The following is a 13,588-nucleotide window of genomic DNA, read 5'->3' on the forward strand; positions in this document are numbered from 1 at the left end:
TCCCTCTTCCTCATATTCTATGAAATCTCCATAGACGATATTCGTCTTTTTCGTTGAATAAAACCACCCGACATGTCACAATAGTTGCACTGCAATTTTGCAGTGGCGTTGAAACCGCCTCGTAAGTCGGCCCACTCCCGATTTTGAGTGGAATTCATCCGGGGATGTCGCTATAGACCCCCCTATGGTGTATCCTGTCCGGATATGAGTCTTCCTCTCATGTCGGGGGTGGTGCTGGAATAGAATACTCTCCGGAGGAATACAGCCCACACGACTTGCGCGTGGTTTCAGCCCCCGGCGCCAGGGATTGTCTTTGGTGCCTGAGATCAGGAGGCTAAGACCATGCTGGATTCAGACTCTTTTGGAATTGACACCATGTCTGCTCTTCGTGAGTTGACCGGTGATCCCTCTTCTCGATCCATTCTCCCTCGTGCACCAAAAAACCCGCCCTCCTATTCCACCAGGGAGTTCAAGAGCTTCGAAGCGGCTTGTTACAAGAGCCTTTATCCCACCACCTCACCCGAACAGTTCCGCGATCGGCTAGCCAGTATTCTGGAGAAGCTGGGATTTCCCTATTTCTCTTTAACGGCACTGAATCCACATCCCAGAGTGTTATTTCACAACCTCCCTGATGCCACATGCAGCGCCTATGAGCAGGGAAACTACGATCAGGTGGATTATGCCGTATCTTATGCCAATAGCGCACGGCACCCCATCCTGAGGTCCAGGATCGAGGACTATATGTCCGTCGCTCCTGTGCAGACCGGGGAGATGGTTCGGAACCAAGACCTCTCCATCCTCTACAAAAGCCATGGCTTCTATGAATTCTACTTAATCCCTGTTGTGACCGGTAGGGAACGCTTTCTGTTCAGCCTCACCTCACAAGATATCGCGCCGGACTTTCTAAAGAAGCTCAGCAAGCACCCTGAAGCCATCCAGCTGGTGGCCGAGATATCCGTAAGCTTTGGGCAACGGAAGTTTCCGAAGCTTTTCCGACCTCATGAGCGAGAAGGAAAGATCAAGCTGCATAGACAGCCCTTGGCCGTCATTCATACAATGACTGAAAAGGATTTGACCATTCAGCAGTTTGCACACTCCCAGGACAGAAGCGTGCACACAATCAATCAGCACCTTGCGAGTGTTCGCAAGGCCCTCAAAGTTAAAACCAATCATGGAGCGGTTTACCAAGCAATTCGAGAAGGATTAATCCCCTGCCCTTGCCAGGAATGCACGGGCCAGCGGGAAGTCAAAGACTCGAGAGGGTGAGGTTAGCTTCATTGTTCCTCACCCTCCAAGACACGCCTTGAATTAAGGCTCTCCGGTAAAAACCGCCATTTTTCCCTATATTATTCGGAATATTTTCAGACGTCACTGTATTTCCCTAAAGTCCATAATATAGCTTTTATGGTCTCTACGTTCCTTTACATGTCTTTACCTTCCAGCATGACCCCTCGCCTGTTCTTGACACCAGTAATAAGCCGGTTCTAATTTTAAACAGACGCTACTCTCAATCCATATGAGCAAGCGATATGCAGAACCTGAACCATGAAGAACAAAACCTGTTAAAGAGAATTGCCCGTGATGTCAGTTACATCACCCGGGACCTTCATTTTGGTTATCTCAATGTCCATGAAGTGGCCTCACTGCTGGGAATGAAAGCCAAAACCATCCAAAACAGATACAAGTCCTGGCCCGACTTTCCCAAACCCTTTGTATTGAGAACGGGCAGCAAGCGAGGGACACTGCGCTGGTCGGAACGCGAGATCAGGAAGTGGGCAGAAAAAATCCGATCATCCTAGACGGCCGGCAATCTCTGATGCAGAAGCATTATAATAGATCATGAGTGATCTGGGATCACGGTGCCCCACCATACGAGCCAGGTCCAATACATCAAGTTTCCTGGCCAGCCTGGAAATTGCTTCATGCCGTGTATCGTGAAAAGTCAAATTTTCAATCTCAGCCAACTTGACCGAACGACGAAAAATAGTGCCGGCTGATTTTTGCTTGACCGAAAAAACTTTCCCACTTTTTCTCGGTCCGAGATATCCGAATAGTTCCACGGCTCTTTTTGAAAGAGGAACATCTCTTCGAAACCCATTCTTGGTCATAGGAAGACGCAGGTATTGCTTCTGCAAATCAACCCGCTCCCATTCGAGCCCCCAAAGTTCCCCTTGCCTCATTGCTGTTTCAATGGCCAGTAAAAAAGCAACTGCAATCTCTTGTCTAAGACTCTTGGCCGGACCTTCATTCTCAAATTCCAATATTTTCAGGATACTCGCAATCTCAGCATCCGAAATACGCCTGTCTCTCGGTTGAGGTTTGCTTGGCTTTCTAACTCTTTTGATCGGATTGTCGACCGCCCAGTTCCAATCGTTAATGGCACACTCCAACACACCAGACATAACCTGAAGCTCCCGAAGTATGGAGCCAGGCGCCAAATCCGTTTGATCCTTGATCCACTTTTTAAAATCCTCTGGTGTTAGATCTAGTAGAGTGAGATCAGCTATAGGGTGGCGACATAGCTTATTTAGACGAATTGTCTCCCATCGGGCGCCACGTTTCTTGACACTCTCTTCTTTCGCATATCGCTGCATAGCATCCCGGAACGTCCAATTTACACCATGCAGTCCAGGATGAACAAATTCCTCTTGTTTAATAGCCCATTGCTGAGCTTCCATTTTCGTTTTAAAAAGTTTCGTTCGGCGCAAACCTTTGAGTCTGATATCCGCCTGCCATTTCTTTCCATGTTTCCTAATTGAAGCCATTTTTTCACCTCTGTCTTTGCGCACTTTTTGCGCACTTTTTGCGCACTTTTTTCTGATAAGATCGAAAATGAGGGAAAAATGGAAGAGCTTCAATCACAGAAAACTGCAGTTTTCTGCGGGTTAGGAAGATTTGGGAAGTTTTGGGAAATCTATGTTGGTGCCCCCAGTCGGACTCGAACCGACACGGCCGTGAAGCCACTGGATTTTGAATCCAGCGTGTCTACCAATTCCACCACAGGGGCTCCGGGCAGAAGCGCGACGCGCAATGTGGCCTGAATATTACCGATGCCCCGGGCCGGGTCAACATGGAAATCTCATTGATCCAAAAAAATTACTGATTGTTGCCACTATTTGCGGTAACAATATTCCGGCTCGAAAACAGGCGGATCGCGGATGTTCAATAAACTCTATAATAAAACGCTGGAACTGGCGGAAAAACCCCATGCCCTGAGCATGCTGGCCATCATTTCCTTTATCGAAAGCTCCTTTTTCCCCATTCCACCGGATATCCTGCTGATCCCCATGGTGCTGGCCGCGCCGAGCCGGGCCTGGAAGATTGCCTTTGTCTGCACCATCAGCTCGGTACTGGGCGGCCTGTTCGGCTATTATATCGGCTATGCCCTGTTCGATGTCATAGGGCAGCCGCTGCTGGAATTTTACGGCCACGAAGAAAATTTCGCCCGCTTTACCGACCAGTATAATGAATGGGGCGCCTGGATTGTCGCCTTCTTCGGCCTCACGCCCTTCCCGTACAAGGTGATCACCATCGCCAGCGGGGTCACCCACCTCAGCCTGCCCACGTTTATTTTGGCCAGCCTGGTTTCCCGGGCTGTGCGCTTTTACCTGGTGGCCGCCCTGCTGTGGAAATTCGGCGCCCCGATCAAGACTTTCATCGAAAAGCGGCTCGGCCTGCTGACCACCCTGTTCTTCATATTCCTGTTCGGCGGCTTCCTGGCGCTCAAATATCTTTAGTCTGCCCGGAACCAGCCGGTAATACCGTAACGCGGCCTGGTCGCAAAGGGTGTCACATAGGACACCTGATGGCCCTGCGGCACCTTGAAAATCGACAGGTTGTTATAGCCGGGCACAAAAGTTTCCGTGACCCGGCCCGCCTCTACAAACTGCAGCAGCCCGCCCCAGTGGGACTGCCAGTCCTTTGTCAGATTGAGCACGAAGGCGTAGCGCCGGTCGTCAGTCCGGGTATCTTTGCCCTGATCGGAATGATACATCAGGAAATGACCAGGCAGATAGGCTGTCGCCTGCCCCTCTCCTTTTCTGATTGAAGTATCTCCGGTGATCTTCCGGATAAAGTCCAGGATATAGGCGCTGTTCCAGAATTCGATGAAACGGTTGAGGATCAAATGCGGATTTTTTCCCGCGATATAGGCTTCCACGATGGGATAGCGATTGTAAAAAAACTGATATTCACCTTGCGCCTGGGCGACAATCCCGTTGACCAGCTGCTGCTGTTCCCGGGGTGAAAGTCTGCCCAGTTCGGCCAGCGGCACCGACTTGTCGGTCTCCCCCTGGCGGTAAGCCGCCTCCCAGGGCACTTCCCTGTCGAGGCAGTCATACAGCTGGTCGGCAACGTCAGATCTGAGGAAATTGGGAATGACCATCCGGGTCTTCTGCTGCAATGCCTGCCCGATGGCGTCGGCATCCAGATCATCACTCATCCAGTTTTCGACAATATCAGTCATATTCATATCCCGATTATTATTGCACATTCCGAGAGGCGCACTATTCTGATGCCTTTGGATGTAACAGGTTATCTTAATTACGGGCAATGAAAAAACTTACTTGCATGATTTTTGACTTTATCCGCACCTGTCCGGCCCGGGCGGCCATTTTATTTTCCGCCGCCATGCTGGCCGGGGCCTGGAGCTTTGAAATGTTCGGCGGTTACGTGCCCTGCGACCTGTGCTGGACCCAGCGCTACGCCCATATGGGTGTCATCGGGCTTGGTGTTTTTATCATCATTCTGCACCAGATGACCTCTCTGCCGGCCAGGTTCCTGGACTATCTGATGGTCCCGGCCCTGTGGGCCGCCGCCGGTGTCGGCGCCTACCATGCCGGGGTGGAATATAAATGGTGGCAGGGGCCGACAGACTGCACCGCCCAGACCATCGGCGGCAATTTCGATCCCGACCAGTTCCTGCAGGCGCTGCAAAGCGCCCCCATTGTCAGCTGTGACGAAGTGGTGTGGGAACTGTTCGGCATCTCCATGGCCGGCTATAATTTCCTTTTCACCCTGGGCATGGGCCTGTTAATATTGGCGGCCCTGACAAGGAAGGAAAATGGTTAAAAAGAAAACAGCCAAACAAACCGCTGACAATCGCCTGCCCGGCGATCCGGACAAGGCGCAACTGCTCGACCGTTTCCTGCGCGTCGACCATGCCGGGGAATATGGCGCGGTGAGGATTTACCAGGGCCAGCTCGCGGTGCTTGGCGACAAGCATCCCAAAAGCGCCATGATCAGGCACATGAAAGACCAGGAGGACGTGCACCTGGACCGGTTCACCAAACTGCTGGACGAACGGGATGTGCGTCCCACCGCCCTCATGCCGCTGTGGCATATGGCCGGCTTCGCCCTTGGCGCCGGCACTGCCCTGCTGGGGGAAAAAGCCGCCATGGCCTGCACCGAAGCCGTGGAAGAAGTCATCGACCAGCATTATGCCGCCCAGATCGAACAACTGGGCGCGGACGAAAAGGAACTGGCGGCAGAGCTGGAGAAATTCCGCCAGGAAGAAGTCGAACATCACGATATTGCCGTCGAACACGGCGCCCGGGAAACCCCAGGCTACAACCTGCTGTCCAATGCCATCAAGCTGGGTTGCCGCACCGCGATCAAGATCGCGGAACGGCTCTGAACCCCGCTCAGCTTTCCAGTTCCGTATCCCAATATAAAAAATCCCGCCAGCTCTCATGGAGGTAATTTGGCGGGAAGGATCGTCCGTGATTCTGCAGCTTATGGACCGTTGGCCTCAGGGGTTTGGTCAGCAGCCGCATATGGGCTTCTTCCGGCGTTCGCCCACCCTTTCGCATGTTGCAGGGCGGACAGGCGGTGATGATGTTTTCCCACGTGGTCTTTCCGCCTGCCCGTCGCGGAATCACATGGTCAAAAGTCAGTTCCTTGCCGTTTGGCGCCCGATGCCCGCAATACTGGCAGGTAAAACGGTCGCGCAGGAAGACGTTAAACCGGGTGAAGGCCGGATGCTGGCCCGGGTTAACATATTCCTTGAGGCTGATCACACTGGGAAGCCTGACCTGGCATGAGGGGCTGTGTATGACCCGGTCATACTCCTCAATCACCTGCACGCGGTCCAGGAACACAGCCTTGATGGCAGTCTGCCACGGCCAGATGGAAAGGGGAAAATAACTCAACGGCTGGAAGTCAGCATTAAGAACAAGTGCCGGACAATGTTCCGGCTTGATGGGCGATGGGCCATGGCCTGTTACGGGCACAGTCAATCTCCTTTTTGAGCCTAGCTCCGGTTACGCGGCCAACCTTGCCGCACCGCCATAATAACTGCCTCATTGTGACAGCCCTATGACATGTTAACCATAATAGCGCTTTTCCACCCGGGACCCAAGAAAAGATTGCACTGCAGCGATTTAGCGGTCCACTTTTTGCAGGAATTCGAGCGCTTTCTGCAGGCCGTCCGGACCAATGCTGTGGGTAATGCCGCGGGAAATATGGGTTTCCACATTAATGCCCACGGACTTGAGCGCTTCCTTGGCGTCATACATCATCTGGATCGGCAGCACATCATCCATGTCGCCATGAATCAGCATCACCGGCGGCTTGGCGGTCACGTCCTGCTGCCAATCGTCCGGCAGGGTCATGGCGCCGGAAAAGCCGAGGATGCCGGCCGGTGTATTTTTACGCCGCAGGCCCACGTGCAGGGACATCATGGTGCCCTGGGAAAAACCGCTGAGTACCAGGTCCTTGTCCTCCAGGCCATAGCGGTCCAGTTCCTGGTTGATGAAATTGTCGAGCACCGGCGCCGCCCGCAAAGTACCTTCGAGCCGCTCTTCCCGGCTCAGGCTGGTCAGGCCGAACCATTGGTAGCCCAGGGGGGCGCCCGGACAGGCCTCCGGCGCATTGGGGGAAATAAACACCGCATTGGGCATGGCCCGCTGCAGATGCGGCACCAGACCGATCAGGTCATAGCCGTTGGAGCCATATCCATGCGACAGAATAACCAGCTTTTCAATTTTTGTGCCGGCCGGCGGCTCAACCCGGGGACCGGACAGGTTTGTGATCGTTGACATGGATACTCCATTACCTATGATTTGCTGAATAACAACCTAAATATAATCAAAGTGATTTATGGATCAATCATCCGATCAGCAGAAAAAAGAGATTGTCACCCGATTTGCGCCGAGCCCGACCGGGCTGCTGCATCTGGGCCACGCCTATTCGGCCAAACTGTCCCATGACTTCGCCCGGGAACGCGGTGGCCGGTTTCTGCTGCGCATGGAGGATATCGACCAGACCCGCTGCAAACCCGAATATGTCGACCAGATCATGGACGACCTGCGCTGGCTCGGCCTCACCTGGGACGGTCAAGTCCGCCGCCAGTCGGAACATTTTGACGACTATCGCAGGGCCCTCGACCATCTGGAGAGGGAAGGCCTGCTGTATCCCTGCTTCTGCAGCCGCAAAGAGATCCAGGAGGAAATTGCCCGTAGCGCCCATGCCCCGCACGGCCCGGAAGGGTTTCACTATCCCGGCACCTGCAGGGAACTTTCAGCGGAGGAACGGGGACAGAAAATCGCCGCCGGCGACAGTTTCGCCCTGCGTCTCGACATGCAGCAGGCGCTCTCGCGGCTGGCCGCCCCGCTGTCCTGGCACGACCTTATCAAGGGCAAGCAGGTCGCGACACCGGAAATCCTTGGCGATGTGGTGCTGGCCCGTAAGGACACCCCGGCCAGCTATCACCTTTCGGTGGTGGTCGACGACGCCGACCAGGGCGTCTCCCATGTCATACGGGGGGAAGATCTTTTTTACGCCACTCACCTGCACCGGCTTCTGCAACATCTCCTGAACCTCCCGGTCCCGGACTATCTTCATCATCCCCTGATAGTGGATGAAAACGGTAAACGCTTTTCCAAAAGAAACCAGAGCGTCACCCTGAAACATTTTCGCGAAGAAGGCGCGCCACCTTCGCGGGTGCTGGATCTTATATCCGGGAGCATCAACCGTTAACTTCATTAACGAAAATACGGCTCTTTCTGGTCTTAATTGACTATAAAATTTTTCCTATATTCGTAATCGATTGATTTGAAATACTTTTTCCGTATCTTTTTATCGAATTTTTTCTAAAAATTTTAGCTAATTTTCAGAAATACCTTACCCCGCCCGGTTATCATGACACTCTCATTTGTTGTAGTCACTCCAGCTAAAGAGGCAATTCGATGAGTGAAGCTTCCCAGGTCGACCCGAATTCGCAGGATGAACGTTCAGAAGTCCTGGATACACAGAATTCACCTCCGGAGGAGAGCGTTTCAGCCAGGCTCGAGAAGCTCAAGGAGCCGCTGGAAGTTCCCCTTCACCTCGAAGACCTGAATGAAAAGGTCAAGTCCGTTTCCGAGGAATACCTGAAGTGGGTTGAGAAAAACATCGAAGCGCTGGAATATCTCAGCACCCTGGCCCGCAAAGACCCCGAACATTCAGGCACCTATTTGACGATCATGTCGCAAAAAGCCTCGGAAATCGGACTTCTCGGCGCCGGGTTTCATTATCCCCTCATGGCTGTGGCCGCGGATTCCCTGCGCTATTTCGTCAGTGAAGTCGGCAGATATGACAAGAAGTCCGCTGAAATCATTGATGCCCATATCAAGGCCATGCGGGTCATTCGGGACAAAAACATCCAGGATCACGGGGGACTTCTGGGCCGCAAGATCCTGTTCAGGCTGGAAACTGCCGTAAATTCCTCCATCAAGAAAGTAAAGTGGTAACTCCCTCCTCCTGACAGGGACTGAAATGAAAGGACTTTTTTCAGGTCCTTTAAGATTTCTTCATCTTAATCAGCTACATATTTTGACCATATTCGTGTTCCTTACTAAAATAGAAACATAAAACTGTTAGAAGGTTGGAAAATGGTCCGGAAAACTCGCCTCGTTGTTCTTTTTCTGCTGGCAATCATGCTGCCACTTGCAGCCCATGCGCAGGTGGGCATCGAGAAAAAGCACCCCTCCTATAAAGACAACTATAAGATCACCGGCTCCGTAAAGGGCCCCTTCTATGACCCCCACACCAAGAGCTACTTCGAACTGAGATGGTGGAAGAAGGGACGCAAATGGCGTCAGGCCTATCTGGAAGCCCAGTCGCTTGTATTTAAGGACACCCATGGCCGCCTCGCCCTGGTCAAGGACCTGCAAACCCATACTTTCATCCAGACTCATTTCAACATTTCCGCAGCCACCTGGATCGGCCTGCAGTATTATTGTGACGAACAGCGTCTTAACTGGGCTGACGACAGCACACTGAAAAAAGGCGATTTCTCAGCCTGGTCTTATCGGTGGGCCCGGCGCGATGATATCCGTTGCGGCTTCATGAACCCGCATTACACCCCCGAACTGCACATGAAATCCCACATGGGCGTGTCCTATATCGGTCAACCTCCCATGTGGCAGGCGTCTGGTCCGGAAAAGGAATATGACTTTTTCCTGGTCGAATACCCGACCGGCAAGGAATAAGCTCTCCTAGAGCGACGGCAGGTCTTCAATCTGGCTGGCGCGTTGTTTTTTGAGTTTGTCCAGCGCCTCGAGCAATTCGTCTTTCTGCGCACTGCTGATCGGGCCTGAACCCGAAGTCTTGTTTTTCGCATCCTTGATCAGGCTGTCCAGCTCCTTCGACAGTTTGGCAAAGCGGTCAACCAGCTTGCCGGAGGCCTCGGAAATGGTGCCGAGGTCCTGGCTGGTCTTCTTCAGCCCCTGGACCAGCGAGTCCTTGTCGGCCAGCGCGCCGTTGAGAACCTCCTGGGTTTCTTCAATACGCGACATATGTTCACCGATAAACTCGCCATATTTCTTATAGTTCTGGTCGATTTCCTCTTTCAGGCTTTCGAGCACTTTTTCAGTCTGCGCCGTCAGCCGCTGTTCGGAATTATTTTCTTCCCTCTCCACAGCCTCTTTCATTTGCGTCAGCTGGCTGGCGAACCCTTCCGCCGTCGAGGAAAAGCTCTTTTCCATTTTTTCGGCAGTTTTCTGGGCCTTCTCGAGGGAGCCGGTCAGCGCGGCCAGTTGCTTGCCGGCATTCTTTTCCATTTCCGCCTCGAAGGCGGCGATTGCCCGGGACAGAAACTCCTCCAGCTTGGCGCCCTGGTCATCAGCCAGGGCTTTCGTGGCCTTACCGATGGCATTGAGCGGGCGCTGGATGGCCTTCTCCACATCCTTGGACAGGGAACTGTCCCGCATCATGTCCACCATATCCCGCAATTCGGCATGCCATCCGTCATGATGGAACAGGTGATCAACCAGCGCCGCCAGGTCGGCCGCATTCTGGCGCAAAATCCCGACGCTGAACTTCACAAGTACATAGATGACCAGAGCCGTAAAAGCTGAAAAGACGAGTGCCACCAGGCCGGGTTGCAACTGGGCGACAAAATCACCAAGCGTTGTCATATTGACGTTGAGCGCCGGATCGAACACAGTGAGTGAAAGCAAATTCACAGACAGAATGAGCCCGCCGGCGGCCAGCAGTATTTTCGGCAGCGCCTCTACGAACCAGAGGTACAGGCGCTGGTCAACCAATTGTTCGGAACTGAATACCGAGGCAGCCGGCGCCGACGCGCGCACGGGTTCTATGGTCAGCTTTCCATCCTTGTCCTTTTTGGCTATCGCCCGGTTCAGCTTGGCCTTTTTCAGCAATTCCTCCGGTACCTCCTGCGGCGGCTGCTGATGCAGGCGTTCGCTGTAAATCACGGCAAACTCGTGAATAAAGTCGAGCCCATCAAGGCTGGCGAGGAATTTTTTCACGGTGGTCTGGCGCAGTTTATCGCACGCAAGCGGCAGTTCCCCCAGACGTTTCTTGGCCCGCGTCAAATGAAACCAGATATGCAGGGACGGCAACAGGTGTGCAAAGATCACCATAGACAGGAAAAACACGCACATATAGCTGGCGGTAACCACCAGGTTACTGTCCATCACCAGGCGCAGGAAATCCCTCGGCAACCGGTCCGTGGACAGGAGTACGGTCAGACTGGCAACAATCGTCGAGGAAAAATAAGCCACAACGGCTGAAACCAGCAGCGTAAGCAGGAAAAACAAAATTCTAGACACGGTAAATCCAATCCCCTCTTGCAACCCGATCATCTTCCGGGCCTTATCGGACCGGAAACTTTCCTGTGCAAATTTTTAACGCAAGCCATTATAATCATTAACAAGTCAGTATTTTTACCCTATTTTTGCAAAAACTTAAATTACTAATTGAAACTGGATTATTGACTGATTTGCTCATGGCTGAGGCACCCAACGGCGACAAAATCCCGCATCTTTTCCACGTGATCCCCAGCTTTGCGCATGGCGGGGTACCGATCCGCATCTCCTACCTGATCAATCATTTTGGCGCAAAGGCACGACACAGCCTGATCGCGACCAACGGCGAATATGACTGCCGGTCCCGCCTGGACCCGGATATCGACTTTTCCATTCCCGAGGTTCCGCCGGTAAAGGGATTGATCGGGAAAATCTTCAGTTATCGCAAGGTCTTGAAGGACCTACAGCCGGACCTGTTGCTGACCTACAACTGGGGATCAATGGACTGGGCGCTGGCCAACAGCTTTGCCCCGGTCTGCCGGCATATCCACCTGGAAAGCGGCTTCGGGCCCGAAGAAGCGGAAAAAACCCTGTTCAAGCGGGACCTGTACCGCAGGCTCGCGCTCCGCAATATCGAGTCCATCGTGGTCCCGTCCCATACCCTGGTAGAGATCTGCCGCAGCAACTGGAAACTGCCGGAACATAAAATCCTCCATATCCCCAACGGCGTGGATTGCGAAAAATACAGCGCTGCTCCCCGTCCCGGCATCCTGCCCGGCTTTGACAAACAGGAAGGTGAAATCGTCATCGGTACCATGACGCCGCTCCGCCCGGAAAAGAACCTGCCCCGGCTGATCCGGGCCTTCCACCATGTGACAACGGCTAATCCCGGGATCGCCCTGCGGCTGGTCATCATGGGCGAAGGCAATGAACGGGGCAGTCTGGAAAATATGATCGAGGCCCTCAGGCTTGGCGGCAAAGTGCTGCTGGCCGGCCACATCGAGGAACCGGCCTATGCCCTGGGCTGGCTCGATCTTTACGCTATTTCATCGGATACCGAACAGATGCCCAACTCGGTGAACCAGGCCATGGCCGCCGGCCTGCCGGTGGTGGGGCTGGCTGTCGGCGATGTCTTGCCGATGGTTTCGGCCGAGAACCGGGATTTTATCGCCCCGGCCGGCGACGAGCAGGGTTTTGCCAACGCCATGGAGGCGCTGGTGCGCAACCCGGACCTGATGCAACAGATCGGCGCGATCAACAAAAGCCACGTCAAAAACACCTACGACAAGGCGATCATGTATCGGGAATATGCCAAAATCTGGGGCGTGGCCGAGTAAGCAGGCCTATTTTTTCCTGAGTTTGGCCAGGCGCTCGAACACCGCGGGATAGTTGGCGACGGAATTTTTCCAGTTGCGCACGTCTTCCACATAGCGCCGTCCGGCCGCGATCATCTCCGGCCAGTTTTCACGGTTTTCCAGCATGGACAGGATGGTGCGGGCGAGGTCTTCCGGATCATCGGGCCGGAACAGAGTGCCGGTAACCCCGTCTTCAATCAGTTCATTGTGACCGCCGATGTCGGAGGCGGCCACCAGCTTGTGCTGGGCCATGGCTTCCAGGGGCTTGAGCGGGGTCACCAGGTCGGTGAGGCGCATTTTCTTGCGCGGATAGACGAAAATATCCACCAGGTTATAGTAATTCTGCACCTGGTCATGGGGCACCCGGCCGGTAAAGATCACACTGTCTTCCAGACCGAGGCGCGCCACCTGCCGCTTCAGATTATCCGCCTCCTGCCCGCCGCCGACCAGCAACAGCCGGGCTTGCGGTTTTTCCGCCAGGATTTTCGGGAAACTGTCCACCAGGATATCCAACCCTTCATAATCATAGAAAGAGCCGATAAAGCCCAAGGTAATCTTGTCCTTGAGGCCCAGCTTTTCCTGCAGGACCGGGTCCGGATCATTGGGGCCGGAAAATTTGGTAATGTCCACCGCATTGGGGATGATGGTGATCTTGTCCTCGGCCACGCCGCGGGAAATCAGGTCCTGTTTCAGGCCGTTACAGATGGTGGTTACCGCATCCGCCCGGCGCACCACATGGCTTTCCAGCTTCCTGGTCAGCTTATAGCGCAGGTCGCCTTCCTTGCAGGTGCCGTGGCTGACCGCGGCATCCTCCCAGAAAGCGCGGATCTCATAGAGCACCGGAATGCCGAGCTTCTCGCCCACATCGACCGCCGCCAGGCCGTTCAGAGCCGGGGAATGGGCGTGGATGATATCGACCGGATTGTCCTTCAGGATTTCAAACATCCGCTTCTTCAGGCTGCGCACTACTTCATACTGGCCCAGGATCGGCAGACCGGCGAGGAATCTATTGTATTTGGTGGTACGGTAAAACCCGAGGCCGTCCACTTCCTCATACTCAGCCCCGGTCTCGCCCTGTTTGATCCCGGTCACATGCAAAGTCTCATGCCCCAGCGCCTGCTGTCCCCTGATCAACTGGTAGCTGCGGAAGGTATAGCCGCTGTGCAGCGGAATAGAATGATCCAGTACATGTAAGATACGCAT

15 protein-coding genes and 1 tRNA gene are annotated in these 13,588 nt (G+C 53.8%); 9 read left to right on the forward strand and 7 right to left on the reverse strand.

Annotated elements, in window-relative coordinates:
- The first annotated feature begins 342 nt into the window (after positions 1-342).
- Together FIV46_RS11140 and FIV46_RS11145 are read left to right on the forward strand one after the other, a co-directional pair.
- Positions 343-1,266 (forward strand): helix-turn-helix transcriptional regulator, encoded by a 924-nt coding sequence (locus tag FIV46_RS11140; protein ID WP_139941007.1) that lies wholly within the window; start codon positions 343-345, stop codon positions 1,264-1,266.
- A 263-nt stretch (positions 1,267-1,529) separates the two neighbouring features.
- Complete coding sequence (locus tag FIV46_RS11145; protein WP_219846092.1) at positions 1,530-1,799, forward strand: helix-turn-helix transcriptional regulator; 270 nt, start codon at positions 1,530-1,532, stop codon at positions 1,797-1,799.
- Here the strand turns inward: FIV46_RS11145 and FIV46_RS11150 are convergent.
- Positions 1,791-2,858, reverse strand: coding sequence for a tyrosine-type recombinase/integrase (locus FIV46_RS11150; RefSeq protein ID WP_139941008.1), 1,068 nt, complete (start codon positions 2,856-2,858; stop codon positions 1,791-1,793). The genes FIV46_RS11145 and FIV46_RS11150 overlap by 9 nt on opposite strands.
- A 62-nt stretch (positions 2,859-2,920) precedes the next feature.
- Positions 2,921-3,007 (reverse strand) — tRNA-Leu (locus FIV46_RS11155).
- Positions 3,008-3,158: 151 nt separating this feature from the next.
- Between FIV46_RS11155 and FIV46_RS11160 the strand changes: the two genes are divergently transcribed.
- Entirely contained in the window at positions 3,159-3,737 is a 579-nt protein-coding gene (locus FIV46_RS11160) for a YqaA family protein (protein WP_139941009.1), read from the forward strand.
- Here the strand turns inward: FIV46_RS11160 and FIV46_RS11165 are convergent.
- Entirely contained in the window at positions 3,734-4,465 is a 732-nt protein-coding gene (locus FIV46_RS11165) for a 2OG-Fe(II) oxygenase (protein WP_181163205.1), read from the reverse strand. The genes FIV46_RS11160 and FIV46_RS11165 overlap by 4 nt on opposite strands.
- An 86-nt stretch (positions 4,466-4,551) precedes the next feature.
- Here FIV46_RS11165 and FIV46_RS11170 point away from each other — a divergent pair, with 86 nt between their 5' ends.
- Entirely contained in the window at positions 4,552-5,070 is a 519-nt protein-coding gene (locus FIV46_RS11170; RefSeq protein ID WP_139941011.1) for a disulfide bond formation protein B, read from the forward strand.
- Positions 5,063-5,635 (forward strand): demethoxyubiquinone hydroxylase family protein, encoded by a 573-nt coding sequence (locus FIV46_RS11175; RefSeq protein ID WP_139941012.1) that lies wholly within the window; start codon positions 5,063-5,065, stop codon positions 5,633-5,635. Before FIV46_RS11170 ends, FIV46_RS11175 begins: the two co-directional genes overlap by 8 nt.
- 7 nt (positions 5,636-5,642) lie before the next feature.
- Here FIV46_RS11175 and FIV46_RS11180 read toward each other — a convergent pair whose 3' ends face one another.
- Together FIV46_RS11180 and FIV46_RS11185 are read right to left on the reverse strand one after the other, a co-directional pair.
- Complete coding sequence (locus FIV46_RS11180; protein WP_139941013.1) at positions 5,643-6,230, reverse strand: HNH endonuclease; 588 nt, start codon at positions 6,228-6,230, stop codon at positions 5,643-5,645.
- Positions 6,231-6,380: 150 nt separating this feature from the next.
- Positions 6,381-7,040 (reverse strand): alpha/beta hydrolase, encoded by a 660-nt coding sequence (locus FIV46_RS11185; RefSeq protein WP_139941014.1) that lies wholly within the window; start codon positions 7,038-7,040, stop codon positions 6,381-6,383.
- Between the two features lie 58 nt (positions 7,041-7,098).
- Between FIV46_RS11185 and gluQRS the strand changes: the two genes are divergently transcribed.
- The 3 genes from gluQRS to FIV46_RS11200 all read left to right on the forward strand — a co-directional run bounded on the left by gluQRS (position 7,099) and on the right by FIV46_RS11200 (position 9,470).
- Positions 7,099-7,977, forward strand: coding sequence for a tRNA glutamyl-Q(34) synthetase GluQRS (gene gluQRS, locus FIV46_RS11190; protein WP_139941015.1), 879 nt, complete (start codon positions 7,099-7,101; stop codon positions 7,975-7,977).
- Between the two features lie 209 nt (positions 7,978-8,186).
- Complete coding sequence (locus tag FIV46_RS11195; protein ID WP_139941016.1) at positions 8,187-8,729, forward strand: hypothetical protein; 543 nt, start codon at positions 8,187-8,189, stop codon at positions 8,727-8,729.
- A gap of 186 nt (positions 8,730-8,915) precedes the next feature.
- Positions 8,916-9,470, forward strand: a complete 555-nt coding sequence (locus FIV46_RS11200) for a C-type lectin domain-containing protein (protein WP_219846094.1) — start codon at positions 8,916-8,918, stop codon at positions 9,468-9,470.
- A gap of 6 nt (positions 9,471-9,476) precedes the next feature.
- Here the strand turns inward: FIV46_RS11200 and FIV46_RS11205 are convergent, their stop codons facing one another.
- On the reverse strand, positions 9,477-11,054 hold the full coding sequence (locus FIV46_RS11205; RefSeq protein WP_139941018.1) for a hypothetical protein: 1,578 nt from the start codon (positions 11,052-11,054) through the stop codon (positions 9,477-9,479).
- Between the two features lie 176 nt (positions 11,055-11,230).
- On the opposite strand from FIV46_RS11205, the gene FIV46_RS11210 reads away from it, so the two are divergent.
- Complete coding sequence (locus FIV46_RS11210; protein ID WP_139941019.1) at positions 11,231-12,367, forward strand: glycosyltransferase; 1,137 nt, start codon at positions 11,231-11,233, stop codon at positions 12,365-12,367.
- A 6-nt stretch (positions 12,368-12,373) separates the two neighbouring features.
- Here FIV46_RS11210 and FIV46_RS11215 read toward each other — a convergent pair whose 3' ends face one another.
- Positions 12,374-13,588: a TIGR04063 family PEP-CTERM/XrtA system glycosyltransferase gene (locus tag FIV46_RS11215; RefSeq protein WP_139941020.1), complete on the reverse strand. Its 1,215-nt coding sequence runs from the start codon at positions 13,586-13,588 to the stop codon at positions 12,374-12,376.

Origin of the sequence: Emcibacter nanhaiensis (assembly GCF_006385175.1) — a bacterium.
GTDB classification, from domain to species: domain Bacteria; phylum Pseudomonadota; class Alphaproteobacteria; order Sphingomonadales; family Emcibacteraceae; genus Emcibacter; species Emcibacter nanhaiensis.

Bases quoted from the DNA above. Each gene is read 5' to 3' on its own strand.
- gluQRS (WP_139941015.1), top strand. From the start codon at position 7,099: ATGGATCAATCATCCGATCAGCAGAAAAAAGAGATTGTCACCCGATTT.
- FIV46_RS11215 (WP_139941020.1), bottom strand. From the start codon at position 13,588: ATGCGTATCTTACATGTACTGGATCATTCTATTCCGCTGCACAGCGGC.
- FIV46_RS11200 (WP_219846094.1), top strand. From the start codon at position 8,916: ATGCTGCCACTTGCAGCCCATGCGCAGGTGGGCATCGAGAAAAAGCAC.
- FIV46_RS11175 (WP_139941012.1), top strand. From the start codon at position 5,063: ATGGTTAAAAAGAAAACAGCCAAACAAACCGCTGACAATCGCCTGCCC.
- FIV46_RS11170 (WP_139941011.1), top strand. From the start codon at position 4,552: ATGAAAAAACTTACTTGCATGATTTTTGACTTTATCCGCACCTGTCCG.
- FIV46_RS11185 (WP_139941014.1), bottom strand. From the start codon at position 7,040: ATGTCAACGATCACAAACCTGTCCGGTCCCCGGGTTGAGCCGCCGGCC.
- FIV46_RS11165 (WP_181163205.1), bottom strand. From the start codon at position 4,465: ATGACTGATATTGTCGAAAACTGGATGAGTGATGATCTGGATGCCGAC.
- FIV46_RS11140 (WP_139941007.1), top strand. From the start codon at position 343: ATGCTGGATTCAGACTCTTTTGGAATTGACACCATGTCTGCTCTTCGT.
- FIV46_RS11145 (WP_219846092.1), top strand. From the start codon at position 1,530: ATGCAGAACCTGAACCATGAAGAACAAAACCTGTTAAAGAGAATTGCC.
- FIV46_RS11160 (WP_139941009.1), top strand. From the start codon at position 3,159: ATGTTCAATAAACTCTATAATAAAACGCTGGAACTGGCGGAAAAACCC.
- FIV46_RS11195 (WP_139941016.1), top strand. From the start codon at position 8,187: ATGAGTGAAGCTTCCCAGGTCGACCCGAATTCGCAGGATGAACGTTCA.
- FIV46_RS11210 (WP_139941019.1), top strand. From the start codon at position 11,231: ATGGCTGAGGCACCCAACGGCGACAAAATCCCGCATCTTTTCCACGTG.